Below are 11,596 nucleotides of genomic sequence, written 5' to 3'. Positions count from 1 at the left end.
TCGATTTAGGTAGGGGTGGGGGAGGGGGGGGGCGAGCTGGTGGCTGAACAGGATGGCCTCCACCTCGATCCCGTTCATGGTGATGATCCGGCACCGCGTGTACGGGTCGGCGTGGTCCGGGTCGATCGGCGTGACGTTCAGCTCCCGCCAGTTCCGCAGCTGCTCGTCCAGCGGGATGCCCCGCTCCTGAAGTGGGTCGAAGGCCATGTCGCTCCGCGTACCCGGGGCCTTTCCCGGCAACCTCCGCGTTCCGTCCGCGTTCGGTAAGGCGGCGCGTGCCGGGAGCGGGCCAGGGTACGGGCGCTGACGTGGCTGAACAAGATGTCATCGAGCTCCTGATGGCCCAGCACGGCCGGATCAGGGATCTGTTCGACGAAGTGGAGCAGGCGCCTCCCGACAAGGTGGGCGACGCCTTCGACCGGCTGACGCGCATGTTGTCGGTGCACGAGACGGCCGAGGAGGAGATCGTCCACCCGTACGCGCGCAGGAAGCTCGACAACGGCCAGGGCGTGGTGGCCGACCGGCTGACCGAGGAGAACCGGGCCAAGCGCCTGCTGCTCGACCTGCACAAGAGCGGCGTGGACCATCCGCGGTTCTGGGAGGGGCTGGCCGCGCTGCGTACCGCCGTGATGGCGCACGCGCGCAGCGAGGAGCGGTACGAGTTCGCCCGGCTGCGCGCGCACACCTCGGTCGTGGCGCGGCGGGCGATGGCGGCGGCGGTGCGCGCGGCCGAGACGCTGGCGCCGGTGCGCCCGCATCCGGGCACGGAGTCGGCGACACGGAACCTGGTGATGGGCGCGCCCCTCGCGGTCATGGACCGGGCCCGCGAGGTGATCAGGAAGGCGCTCGGCAAGCGGTGACCCTCCGGCGCGCGTCGCAAGCGGGGCAGGCGCCGACCCTTCGACGCACGTCGAAAGGTCGACGTACTAGCGTCATGAGCATGGAACACATCGCCAGGGACGCCGACATCGCCCCGGTCGCCGCGCTGATCGCCGATCCGACGCGGGCCGCGATCCTGACGGCGCTGCTCGGCGGGCGGGCGCTGGCGGCGGGGGAGCTGGCCAGGATGGCCGGGGTGAGCGCGGCGACGGCGAGCGCGCACCTGGCCAAGCTGCTCGACGGCGGGCTCGTGGACGTCGTCCGCCAGGGCCGCCACCGCTACTACCGGCTGGCCGGGCACGAGATCGCCGAGGTGCTGGAGGTGCTGGCCAGGGTCAGCGCCCGCCCGCCGGTGCGCTCGCTGCGCCAGTCGCGGCAGGCCAGGATGCTGGAGGAGGCCCGTACGTGCTACGACCACCTGGCCGGGCGGGCCGGGGTCGGGCTGCTCGACCGGCTCAAGGAGGGCGGCTTCTACGACGGGCACGACGTGACGGAGGCGGGGGAGCGGCTGCTGTCGCGGCTGGGCGTGGACGTGGCGGGCGCGCGCCGGTCGAGGAGGCGGTTCGCCCCGGAATGTCTCGACTGGACCGAGCGCCGGGCGCATCTCGGCGGCGCGCTCGGGGCGGCGATCACGGAGGTGCTGTTCGAACGCGGATGGTACCGGCGGGGCAGCGTGCCCAGGGCGGTGCTGCTGACGGACGAGGGCAGGCAGGGGCTGGCGGAACTGTTCGCCGGTAAGGGGCTAACATCGGTTACGCCGGTTACCTAGTCGAGAGAGACGCACCATGCGCGACAACGGAGTCGTGAACGTCGGCCCTGAGCCCCTGACCTTCGACGACGTCATCAGGGTGGCCCGCCACGGCGCCCCCGTACAGCTCACCGACGATGCCGTCGCCGCCATCGCGGCGGCCCGCCAGCGGGTGAACGAGCTGGCCGAGAGCCCGGTGCCGGCGTACGGCATCTCGACCGGGTTCGGCGCGCTGGCCACCCGGCACATCGACCCCGCGCTGCGCGCCCAGCTCCAGCGCTCGCTGGTGCGCTCGCACGCGGCCGGCAGCGGCCCCGAGGTGGAGACCGAGGTGGTGCGCGCGCTCATGCTGCTGCGGCTCAGCACGCTCGCCACCGGCCACACCGGCATCAGGCCGACCACGGCCAAGACCCTCGCCGCGCTGATCAGCGCGGGCATCACGCCGGTCGTGCACGAGTACGGCAGCCTCGGCTGCTCGGGCGACCTGGCGCCGCTGGCGCACGTGGCGCTGACCCTCATGGGTGAGGGCGTCGTCCGTGACGCCTCGGGCGCCGTGCAGCCGGCGGCCGAGGCGCTCAAGCAGGCCAGGATCGACCCGGTCGAGCTGGGCGCCAAGGAGGGCCTGGCGCTGATCAACGGCACCGACGGCATGCTCGGCATGCTGATCCTCGCCATCGACGACCTGACCAGGCTGGTCAGGACCGCCGACGTGAGCGCCGCGATGAGCGTCGAGGCGCTGCTGGGCACCGACCGCGTGTTCGCGCCGGAGCTGCAGACGCTGCGGCCGCATCCCGGCCAGGCGCTGTCGGCCGCCAACATGACGAAGGTGCTGCGCGACTCCGGCATCATGGCCAGCCACCGCGACCCGGCCGCGTGCACCCGCGTCCAGGACGCCTACTCGTTGCGCTGCGCCCCGCAGGTCGCCGGCGCCGCCCGCGACACGATCGCGCACGCCGCCACCGTCGCCGGCCGCGAGCTGGCCAGCGCCATCGACAACCCGGCCGTGCTGGACGACGGCCGCGTCGAGTCGAACGGCAACTTCCACGGCGCGCCCCTGGCGTACGTGCTGGACTTCCTCGCCGTCGTGGCCGCCGACCTCGCCTCCATGTCGGAGCGGCGCACCGACCGCTTCCTCGACGTGGCCCGCAACCACGGCCTGCCCGCGTTCCTGGCCGACGACCCCGGCGTGGACTCCGGCCACATGATCGCCCAGTACACGCAGGCGGCCATCGTCTCCGAGCTCAAGCGCCTGGCCGTGCCCGCCAGCGTCGACTCCATCCCCAGCTCCGCCATGCAGGAGGACCACGTCTCCATGGGCTGGTCGGCGGCCCGCAAGCTGCGCAAGTCGGTCGACGGGCTCACCCGCGTGCTGGCCATCGAGGTGCTGACCGCCGCCCGCGCGCTCGACCTGCGCGCGCCACTGGAGCCGGCGCCCGCGACGGCGGCCGTGGTCAGGGCGCTGCGCGAGACCGTGCCCGCGCCAGGCCCCGACCGGTTCCTGGCCCCCGAGATCGAGTCGGCCGTGCGGCTGGTGGCCGAGGGCGGCGTGGTCGCGGCGGCCGAGACCGTCACCGGCCCGCTCGGCTAGCGCGGCAGGGCCACGATCAGGTCCATCTCCAGCAGCAGCCCCGGCATGAACAGCTTCGACACCTCCACCGTCGTGCTGGCCGGGGGCGTGCCGGTGATGTACTTCCTGCGCACCCGCCCGAGAGCGGCCCGCTCCTCCATGTCCGTCAGATACGTCCTGATGAACACGACGTCCTCGAAACCGGCCCCCTGGTCGGCGAGGATGCGCGAGACGACCTGGAACACGTGCTCGGCCTGGGCCTCCATGGAGCCCGCCCCGACGATGTCCCCGTGCTCGTCGAAGGCGGCCTGGCCGGAGACGTAAAGGGTGTCGCCGGCGCGGACGGCGTGCGAGTACATGCCGTTCGTGGCCGGGATGGTCGAGAGGTTGAGCGGCACGGCCCTGCTGCGCGGCGCACTGCCGCCGGTGTGGCCGGCGATCGCGGTCAGGTCGCGCTCGCCGAGCCCGGCCGCCAGCGCCTCCCGCATCCTGGCGCGGGCGGCGGTGGCCATCGTGGCGCCCTGCCACGCGCCCAGCTCCAGGTCCTTCGTGGCGTGGGCCAGCGAGTAGCGGGTCTCGGGCGACGGCACGCGCAGCCGCTCGGCCAGCGTGCCCAGCGGGGTGCCGGACAGCACGTCGATGAGCGCGTTCCGGTCGACGCCGTGCGCCTCGCCGTACGCGAACGTCTCGGCCAGCAGCACCTGGGCCGGCACGAGCGCGCTCATGACGGCGACCTTCATGGCCGCGCCGGAGCCGAGCGGGCCGCACTCGCGTACCGAGCCGAACACCTCCAGCACCTCGCGCCACCCGGCCACGTCGCCTCCGGCGAGCACGGTCAGCGTGCCCTCGGCGGCGGGCCCCACGCTGCCCAGCACCGGCGCGTCCACCAGGCCGACCGACGCGGGGAGCAGCGCGCGCAGGTCGCGCACCGCGCCGGGGCCGATCGTGGACATCTCCACCACCGTCGCGCCCGGCCGCAAGCCGGGCAGGGCCGCCGTCAGCACCTCGCGCACCGCCGCCGGGTCGCTGAGCATCGTGATGATCAGGTCGGCGCCGTCCACCGCCGTGGCCGCCGGCACCCCGTCGGAGCGCCGCCACGTCGTCACCTCGTGCCCGGCCTCCACGAGTCGCCGGGCCATGGGGACGCCCATGCGCCCCTGTCCGAGAAAGGCAATCACGTGCCTCAGTGAACACCTCTGCGAGGTATTCCACCACCGACTAGATTGCATGGCAGCCATGCCTGACACGAATGCCTTTGACACCGCCACGCTGCGGCTCTTCGACGAGGTCGCCCGCGGCGGCTCGTTCACCGCCGCCGCCGAGCTGCTCGGCTACACCCAGTCGGCGGTCTCCCGCCGCGTCGCCGCCCTCGAACGCGCCGCGGGCGGCCCGCTGTTCGAACGACTGGCCAGGGGCGTCCGCCTCACACCCGCCGGAGCCGCCCTGCACCGGCACGCCGTCGCCGTGCTCGACCGGCTCGACCGGGCCGGCGAGGAGCTGGCCGCCATCCACCGGGGGCGCGGCGGGATCCTGCGGGTGGGCGCGTTCGCCACCGCGAACATCGACCTGCTGCCCGGCACGCTCAAACGTTTCCTGGAGCGGCGCCCCGGCGTCGAGCTGCGGCTGACCGAAGGGCTCAGCGCCCGGCTCATGGAGCTGCTGGCCGCCGGGGCGCTCGACGTGGCCGTGATCAGCGACTACCCGGCCGGGCTGCCCGCCGAGGGGGCGCGCACGGTGCCGCTGCTGGAGGACCGGCTGCTCGTCGCGCTGCCTGCCGATCACCGGCTGGCCGCCGAGCCCGACGTGGACCTGCGCGACCTGGCGGAGGAGAGCTGGATCGAGGCCGCCCCGCGCGGACAGCCGACGCTGCTGGTGGCGGCGTGTGCGGCGGCCGGGTTCACGCCGCGCGGCGGGCCCCGGGTGGCGGAGTGGTCCGGCAAGTTCGGGTTCGTCGCCGCCGGCCTCGGGGTGACGCTGGTGCCGGAGCTGGCGGCGCGGGCCGTACCGGCGAACCTGGTGCTCAAGTCCCTCAGAGGTACGGCACCCGCACGCAAGGTCTACGCGGCCCTGCCCGAGCCGCCACTGCCCGCCGCGCTGGAGCTGGTCGAGATGCTGGGACAATGGGAGGTGTGTACGACGGATTCGCCCACTTAGGCGGCTTTCTCGCCAGCGGGTTGCGCGACGTGACCTCCGACCTCGCCGCGCTCGACGGGGCGGGCTGGTGGGCCGTCGTGGTCGACTACGAGGGCAAGGTGACGTGCGCCCGGTTCGACCGGGTGCGCAGGTCGCCGCTGCCCGCGCCGGCCGGCCCCTGGCACGGGCCGCACCCCGGCCAGTGGCGCAGCTCCCTCGACCGGGCCGCCTACGAGCACGGCGTGCGGGCCATCCGCGCCCACATCGAGCGGGGCGAGGTCTACCAGGCGAACCTGTGCCGGATCCTCACCGCGCCCGTGCCGCGCGACGCCGACCCGCTCGCCCTGGCGGCCAGGCTCGCGGCCGGCAACCCCGCGCCGTACGCGGCCGTCATCGACGTGCCGGGGCTGAGCGTCGTGTCGGCCTCGCCCGAGCTCTACCTCTCGCGCGACGGCGACGTCATCGAGTCCCGGCCGATCAAGGGCACCGGCGCGACCGCCGGCGACCTCCTCGACAAGGACTACGCCGAGAACGTCATGATCGTCGACCTCGTCCGCAACGACCTCGGCAGGGTCGCCGCCGTCGGAACCGTCGAGGTGCCGGCGCTGTGCGCGGTCGAGGAACACCCTGGGCTCGTCCACCTCGTCTCCACCGTGCGCGCCCGGCTGGCGCCCGGGGCGGGCTGGCCCGAGCTGTTCTCGGCGACTTTCCCGCCCGGATCCGTCACGGGCGCGCCCAAATCGTCCGCCCTGCGCATCATCAATGAGCTCGAACCAGCACCCCGCGGCCCGTACTGTGGGGCCGTGGGCTGGGTCGACGCCGACCGAGGCAGGGCGGCGCTGGCCGTAGGCATCAGAACATTCTGGATCTCCGGCAGCGAGATCCGGTTCGGCACGGGAGCGGGCATCACCTGGGGCAGCGACCCCCGGCGCGAGTGGCTCGAAACCGAGCTCAAAGCAGCCAGGCTCATCGCACTGGCATCCACAGGAGGTAACTGAATGAACATCCCTGTCTGGGTCAACGGGGAGCTGATCGACCCCGACCGCGCCACCGTGTCCGTGTTCGACCACGGCCTGATGGTCGGCGACGGCGTCTTCGAAACCATCAAGATCGTGAACGGCCGGTCGTTCGCGCTCACCCGCCACCTCGACCGGCTCACCCTCTCCGCCCAGCGCATGGACCTGCCCGACCCCGACGTCGAGGCCATCGCCGACGGCATCGCCCAGCTCCTCGACGCCGCGCCCGCCTGGCCGCTCGGCCGCATCCGCGTCACCTACACCAGCGGCCCCGGCCCCCTCGGCTCCGACCGCGGCGACCAGGGCACCACCACCGTCGTCATCGTCGACGAGCAGAAGCCGTTCCCCGCCACCGCGAACGTCACCGTCGTCCCCTGGCCCCGCAACGAGCGCGGCGCCCTGGTCGGCGTCAAGAGCACCTCCTACGGCGACAACGCCAAGGCCCTGCTGTACGCCAAGCAGCGCGGCGGCGGCGAGGCCATCTTCGGCAACCTCGCCGGCAACCTGTGCGAAGGCACCGGCTCCAACATCTTCATCGTCCGCGACGGCCGCCTGCTCACCCCCACCCTCGCCTCCGGCTGCCTGGCCGGGGTCACGCGGGCGCTGGTGCTCGAATGGTGCGGCGGCGAGGAGACCGACGTGCCGCTGTCGGCGCTGTACGAGGCCGAGGAGGCGTTCCTGACCTCGACGACGCGCGACGTCCAGCCGATCCGGCTCGTCGACGACACGGAGCTGCCCCTCGCGCCCGGCCCGATCACCACCAAGGCCGCGCGCCTCTTCGCCGAGCGTTCCGCGGCTGACCTCAACCCATGATTTTCTGTTACGGCAAAGCCAACACGGCCCCACCCGCCGTCACGGGCTGAGGGCCCTCCAGGGAGACGCTCCTCCGCCTCACCGCCACCTCGCCGTTACGCGCGCATGCTTGACCGGCGAGGTGGTCAAAACCGGGCACCCTTCGCGCATCGCTCGTGTGCCCCGTTCGCGCGGCCCGTCCGTGCGGCTCGTGCGCTTCGTGTGGCGTCCGTGCGCCCCGGCGGCGCGGCCCGTGGGTGCGGTTCCATGCGTGTGCGGCCCGTTCGTGCGGCCGTTCGCGCGGTTGTCGTCGGCGACCTACGTCCGTTCCCCGAGCCGGTCGCCGGCGACCTACGTCCGTTCCCCGAGCCGGTCGCCGGCGACCTACGTCCCTTCCCCGGGCTGGCCGCCGGCGACCTGCGCCCGTTGGGCGGGGCGGTCGCCGGCGGGCTTTGACTCGGCCTTCGCCGGTTCCGTCAGTAGGACTTCTGGGTCTGGACGTTGAAGTCGTCCATTTTGACCTGCTTGGCCGGGTCCGTCAGCGGGTCGGTGATCTCCAGGACGTCCAGTCCCTCGGTCATGTCGCTGGAGTAGATGTAGCCGTTGTAGTAGTAGGCCGACCAGGAGCCGGCGATGCCGCCGCCCTCGTGCGGCCCGCGCTCGAAGTAGCCGATCTCCTTCGGGTTCGCCGAGTCGGTGAAGTCCCAGATCGACACGCCGCCCTGGTACCACGACTGGACCATGATGTCCTTGCCGTCCACCGGGATCAGGGAGCCGTTGTGGGCGACGCAGTTCTCGTTCGGCTGCTGCTCGCGGGGGATCTTGAAGTAGCCGCGCCGCTCCAGCTTGCCGCCGACCAGGTCGTAGATGGCGTTCGCGCCCTTGGTGGCGGGGGTGTTGCGGTCGCAGGTGGCCTGGCCGCCGCCGCCGAGCTCGTCGCTGAAGACGACCTTCGTGCCGTCGTTGTTGAACGTCGCCGAGTGCCAGATCTGGAAGTTCTCCAGGTCGGTGAGCTGCTGGAGGACCTTCGGCTTGACCGGGTCGGAGATGTCGAGCAGCACGCCGTCACCGAAGCAGGCGGCCGCGGCCAGCTTCTTCTCCGGGTAGGCGGTGATGTCGTGGCAGCCGGAGGCGAGCTCGGAGTGCTGCCGCTCGGGGAAGATGTCCGGCTTGGCGACGACCTTGGCGGACGCCGGTGACTTCGTCGGGATCTCGACGATCGAGATGAGCTCGTGCGGTGCCGGGCAGGTCGCCGAGTCGGGCTCGGGGCCGGGGGAGGAGACGTACACGTAGAGGGTCTCGCCCGCGGGCACCATCGTGTGCGTGTGCGAGCCGCAGTCGGTCTGGACGGCGCCCACGTACTGCGGGCTCTTCTTGTCCTTGACGTTGAAGATCCGCAGGCCCTCCCACTTCCGCTCCCCTTCGGCGGAGTCGCACTCGGGGCCGCCGCGCGGCTCGTCGATGGAGAGGATCAGCAGATCCTCATAAACGGTCACGTCGTTCTGCTGCGCCGGGCAGGACACCTGGCTGACGAGCTGTGGCTTGGTCGGGTCGCTGATGTCGTAGATCGAGAACCCGCCGAAGTTGCCCACGTACGCGTAGTCGCCCTGGAACGCCAGGTCGGTACCGAGATCGCCCTCACCGTTGAACGGCGCCGTCAACGGCATGTTGGCGATGTGCTTCACGTTGTCGCTCGTCATCACGTCGCCCGAGGGCGAGGCGGCGGGCGTGCCGGCCGGAGCGCTGGTCTCCTGCGGAGCGGTGGCGGAGGTCGGCTCTTCTGTGGCGGCCGGCCCCGCGGCGCACGCGGAGGCCAGGAACAACACCGTACACAGCAACACTCCGCGCAACTTGGCAGAGATCAATGCGCATCCCCTTTGTCTTGTAGCTCACTATGGAAGCTATGTCAGCAGGTTATGGGCCGCGTACGCTCTTCATCACAGTTATGTCGACATTTGCCCTTGCCGCCTGCTCGCAGCAGCCCACCGAGCCGGCGGGCCCTTCCCCCGTGGGGACGGGGGCGCCGGTCATCGTGCCGGGCAGCCCGGGTGCGCCGGCCCGGACGGCGACGCCGGGGGAACGGGTGGGGCCGACCCCGTCCCCGACGGTGGCCGCGGACGTGCGGTTCGCGGAGGGGATGATCCCGCATCACCGGCAGGCCCTGGAGATGACGTCCATGGTGGAGGCGCGGACGACCACGGCGTCCATCCGCGCGTTCGCCCGCCAGATCTCGGCGGCGCAGACGCCCGAGATCAAGGCGATGACCGCCTGGCTCGCGGAGCTGGGCCGCTCAGCGCCCGTCGGCCACCAGCACGAGCAGGGGGAGGCGAGCTACGGGATGGCGACGGAGGCGGAGCTGAACGCGCTGCGCGCCGCCAGGGGAGGAGCCTTCGACCGGCTGTTCCTGCAGCTCATGATCAGGCACCACGAGGGGGCGGTGAAGATGGCGGGGGAGGAGCTGGCCGGCGGGCGCGATCAGCGCATGCGGCTGATGGCCAAGGACGTGTACTCGGGGCAGAGCATCGAGATCGCCCGGATGCGCGAGGTCCTGAAGTCGCTCCCCGCGTAGCGCAGCCGTGCCCGGGCCGGCTTTCTGCAACGCGGGGGCCTCCCTCATGCCTGACCCCGGCCGGCTCCCGGCATGATCAGCGGCCCCGACCGGCTGCCGGCATGATCAGCCCCGACCGGCTGCCGGCATGATCAGCGGCCCCGAGACCTGCCCGGCGCTCCCAGACGTGATCGGGCCCCGGCACGACCGGCCCCAGGCATGATCGCGTCCGGCCCCCTCAGGGATGGCCGGACGGACGGGTACCGCCTGCCTGATCCGGTCAGCTGGGCCAGAGCATGTTGGTCAGCTCCGCGTCCAGATCCATGAAGTCGGTCTCACGTCCGGCCGGCACCTTCTCGTAGGTGCGGTGCAGGAACTCGGTCAGCGGGGCCAGCGGCACTTCGAAGAGCGCCTGCCCGAACGGCGAGGTGAGGCTGATGTGCAAGGTGCGCTCGCCATCGGCGCGCGCGGGCCACACCTGCACGTCGCCGTCGCCGACGCGCCTCACGATGCCCACGGTCAGCAACTCGCGGGCGAAGATCCACTCGACCGGCTCGTCGTTCCCTACGTGGAAGGCCATGCGGATGGCGTACGGATCGTCGGCTGTGTAACTCAGTCCGGCGAGCAGGGGGACGGTAGTACGGTCGGGGACCACAAGCCGAAGGCCAAGCTCGGCGGAGACGGTGGTGCTGTTCATCGTCAGCCAAACCTTTTCGTCGTAGGTCCCCTCTTCGGGGCTTTCACTGCTCTGACGGACTTCGTCCTGAGCTATGACGCGGAACGAAGAAACCTGTAGGAAAGATTCCGCTCCCAGGGCCTTCTGTAACGCACATCACAGCTGGACATTTAGGCATCTACCAGGCTAAACGGCATCAATCGGGTCGTATTTACAAGGGTTTTGCGTGCTGTGGAGCCTGCCCCGGACGGGCCGTCCATGAACGTTTCTCGCGAAAAGATCATGCCCGCCGCCTTCCGGGACACGACGATGGTATGCCACCCGCCCGCCGTGCCGATGGGCAACCGCCGCGTTTCACCCGAATCCCTCTGACACACCCTCCCACCCCAAGATCGTCCACCGGCCCAACCGGTTCGCCGTAGGTGCCGGAGTGCGGTATGGTTTTCCACGTCGGCACCGCAAGGAGCCGCCAAGGGCGGGCGATTAGCTCAGCGGGAGAGCGCTTCGTTCACACCGAAGAGGTCACTGGTTCGATCCCAGTATCGCCCACCGAAGTCAGAGGCCATCTCCCCCGATTGGGGAGGTGGCCTCTTGCTGTTGTGGGGCCATCCGTCAGACTAGGCGCCTGATGATTGCCGCCCCGAGAATGGGATGGCGGTGGCGCCCTGTTCCGTCGCTGTTTGAGGGGTCCTGTCAGAGCGGGCAGGTGCGGGGACCGATGGTTTCGCCGGCACCGATGATCGTGACCTGGGTGGCGTTGTCCGGGGTCGTCGTGGTGGCGGTGCAGATGATCTGGTCGGTGGCCAGGGTGGAGAGTTTGTCGGCCGGGGTGGACAACGTCACGATCAGGCGGCCGGCGGGGGCGGCCGTCACCGAGAAGGGGCCGGCCCGGGCGGGGACCTGGGTGGTGTAGCCGCGTGAGCGTTCCCTCGCGGTGGGGCCGGCCGCCAGCAGGGCGAGGGTGTCCTGGGGGAACAGGGGGCCGCCGGCGGGGCGGGTCACGGCCGTGAGCTTGTCGTCGCGGACGAAGTAGAGGGTGATCGCGATGGAGGGTTCGACGGCGCCGCTGGGTGGGTCGCCGGCCTCGATGGCGTCGCTGGGCTGAACGCCGCAGCCGGTCAGTGTGAGGAGGAGCGCGGCGAAGGCAGTGGTGAAGGCTGTGGCGAAGGCTGTGGTGGAGGCTGGGGCGAAGGCTGTGGTGAGCAAGTGACCAGGCCTCATGCCGGGCCTCGTGCGG

Annotated in this window: 12 protein-coding genes, 1 tRNA gene and 1 pseudogene; 9 read left to right on the top strand and 5 right to left on the bottom strand. The window is 71.6% G+C overall.

Translation table 11 applies throughout. The features are described 5' to 3' along the window. Positions 1 to 207, bottom strand: a pseudogene (locus HCN51_RS25640) (hypothetical protein); the annotation flags it as partial. Between the two features lie 101 nt (positions 208 to 308). On the opposite strand from HCN51_RS25640, the gene HCN51_RS25635 reads away from it, so the two are divergent. From HCN51_RS25635 to hutH, 3 genes are all read left to right on the top strand, one after another. Next, positions 309 to 860: a hemerythrin domain-containing protein gene (locus tag HCN51_RS25635; protein WP_346433795.1), complete on the top strand. Its 552-nt coding sequence runs from the start codon at positions 309 to 311 to the stop codon at positions 858 to 860. A gap of 80 nt (positions 861 to 940) precedes the next feature. Further along, a complete protein-coding gene (locus HCN51_RS25630; protein ID WP_168012287.1) occupies positions 941 to 1,648 on the top strand; it encodes an ArsR/SmtB family transcription factor in 708 nt (235 codons plus the stop codon). A gap of 16 nt (positions 1,649 to 1,664) precedes the next feature. Then, on the top strand, positions 1,665 to 3,215 hold the full coding sequence (hutH, locus tag HCN51_RS25625; protein ID WP_168012285.1) for a histidine ammonia-lyase: 1,551 nt from the start codon (positions 1,665 to 1,667) through the stop codon (positions 3,213 to 3,215). On the opposite strand, the gene HCN51_RS25620 is transcribed toward hutH, so the two are convergent. Further along, positions 3,212 to 4,372 (bottom strand): Rid family hydrolase, encoded by a 1,161-nt coding sequence (locus HCN51_RS25620; RefSeq protein ID WP_346433794.1) that lies wholly within the window; start codon positions 4,370 to 4,372, stop codon positions 3,212 to 3,214. The two genes, hutH and HCN51_RS25620, sit on opposite strands and share 4 nt — an antisense overlap. A gap of 58 nt (positions 4,373 to 4,430) precedes the next feature. On the opposite strand from HCN51_RS25620, the gene HCN51_RS25615 reads away from it, so the two are divergent. The 4 genes from HCN51_RS25615 (at position 4,431) to HCN51_RS25600 (ending at position 7,591) form a co-directional block, all read left to right on the top strand. Beyond that, a complete protein-coding gene (locus tag HCN51_RS25615) occupies positions 4,431 to 5,348 on the top strand; it encodes a LysR family transcriptional regulator (RefSeq protein ID WP_240973228.1) in 918 nt (305 codons plus the stop codon). Then, complete coding sequence (locus tag HCN51_RS25610; RefSeq protein ID WP_168012278.1) at positions 5,315 to 6,325, top strand: chorismate-binding protein; 1,011 nt, start codon at positions 5,315 to 5,317, stop codon at positions 6,323 to 6,325. The genes HCN51_RS25615 and HCN51_RS25610 overlap by 34 nt, the downstream gene beginning before the upstream one ends. Continuing rightward, positions 6,326 to 7,156 carry an aminotransferase class IV gene (locus HCN51_RS25605; RefSeq protein WP_206067760.1) on the top strand — a complete coding sequence of 277 codons (831 nt, stop codon included), beginning with the start codon at positions 6,326 to 6,328 and terminating at the stop codon, positions 7,154 to 7,156. A gap of 246 nt (positions 7,157 to 7,402) precedes the next feature. Next, positions 7,403 to 7,591, top strand: coding sequence for a hypothetical protein (locus HCN51_RS25600; protein ID WP_168012276.1), 189 nt, complete (start codon positions 7,403 to 7,405; stop codon positions 7,589 to 7,591). A gap of 20 nt (positions 7,592 to 7,611) precedes the next feature. Here HCN51_RS25600 and HCN51_RS25595 read toward each other — a convergent pair whose 3' ends face one another. Then, on the bottom strand, positions 7,612 to 8,976 hold the full coding sequence (locus HCN51_RS25595) for an LVIVD repeat-containing protein (RefSeq protein ID WP_346433793.1): 1,365 nt from the start codon (positions 8,974 to 8,976) through the stop codon (positions 7,612 to 7,614). Positions 8,977 to 9,080: 104 nt separating this feature from the next. Between HCN51_RS25595 and HCN51_RS25590 the strand changes: the two genes are divergently transcribed. Continuing rightward, the gene (locus tag HCN51_RS25590; protein ID WP_168012273.1) at positions 9,081 to 9,704 is read left to right on the top strand and encodes a DUF305 domain-containing protein; all 624 of its coding nucleotides are present in this window, start codon (positions 9,081 to 9,083) and stop codon (positions 9,702 to 9,704) included. A 259-nt stretch (positions 9,705 to 9,963) separates the two neighbouring features. On the opposite strand, the gene HCN51_RS25585 is transcribed toward HCN51_RS25590, so the two are convergent. Next, positions 9,964 to 10,380: an SsgA family sporulation/cell division regulator gene (locus tag HCN51_RS25585; RefSeq protein WP_020547189.1), complete on the bottom strand. Its 417-nt coding sequence runs from the start codon at positions 10,378 to 10,380 to the stop codon at positions 9,964 to 9,966. A gap of 456 nt (positions 10,381 to 10,836) precedes the next feature. On the opposite strand from HCN51_RS25585, the gene HCN51_RS25580 reads away from it, so the two are divergent. Continuing rightward, positions 10,837 to 10,908: transfer RNA gene (locus HCN51_RS25580), tRNA-Val, on the top strand. A gap of 144 nt (positions 10,909 to 11,052) precedes the next feature. Here HCN51_RS25580 and HCN51_RS25575 read toward each other — a convergent pair. Next, positions 11,053 to 11,565, bottom strand: coding sequence for a hypothetical protein (locus HCN51_RS25575; protein ID WP_168012271.1), 513 nt, complete (start codon positions 11,563 to 11,565; stop codon positions 11,053 to 11,055). Positions 11,566 to 11,596 lie beyond the last annotated feature (31 nt).

It is taken from the genome of Nonomuraea composti (assembly GCF_012034275.1).
GTDB classification, from domain to species: Bacteria; Actinomycetota; Actinomycetes; order Streptosporangiales; family Streptosporangiaceae; genus Nonomuraea; species Nonomuraea composti.
The sequence above is the reverse complement of the archived record's forward strand: the minus strand, read 5'-3'. Positions and strand labels throughout refer to the sequence as shown.

Bases quoted from the DNA above. Each gene is read 5' to 3' on its own strand.
- HCN51_RS25630 (WP_168012287.1), top strand. From the start codon at position 941: ATGGAACACATCGCCAGGGACGCCGACATCGCCCCGGTCGCCGCGCTG.
- hutH (WP_168012285.1), top strand. From the start codon at position 1,665: ATGCGCGACAACGGAGTCGTGAACGTCGGCCCTGAGCCCCTGACCTTC.
- HCN51_RS25615 (WP_240973228.1), top strand. From the start codon at position 4,431: ATGCCTGACACGAATGCCTTTGACACCGCCACGCTGCGGCTCTTCGAC.
- HCN51_RS25610 (WP_168012278.1), top strand. From the start codon at position 5,315: ATGGGAGGTGTGTACGACGGATTCGCCCACTTAGGCGGCTTTCTCGCC.
- HCN51_RS25605 (WP_206067760.1), top strand. From the start codon at position 6,326: ATGAACATCCCTGTCTGGGTCAACGGGGAGCTGATCGACCCCGACCGC.
- HCN51_RS25600 (WP_168012276.1), top strand. From the start codon at position 7,403: ATGCGTGTGCGGCCCGTTCGTGCGGCCGTTCGCGCGGTTGTCGTCGGC.
- HCN51_RS25590 (WP_168012273.1), top strand. From the start codon at position 9,081: ATGTCGACATTTGCCCTTGCCGCCTGCTCGCAGCAGCCCACCGAGCCG.
- HCN51_RS25585 (WP_020547189.1), bottom strand. From the start codon at position 10,380: ATGAACAGCACCACCGTCTCCGCCGAGCTTGGCCTTCGGCTTGTGGTC.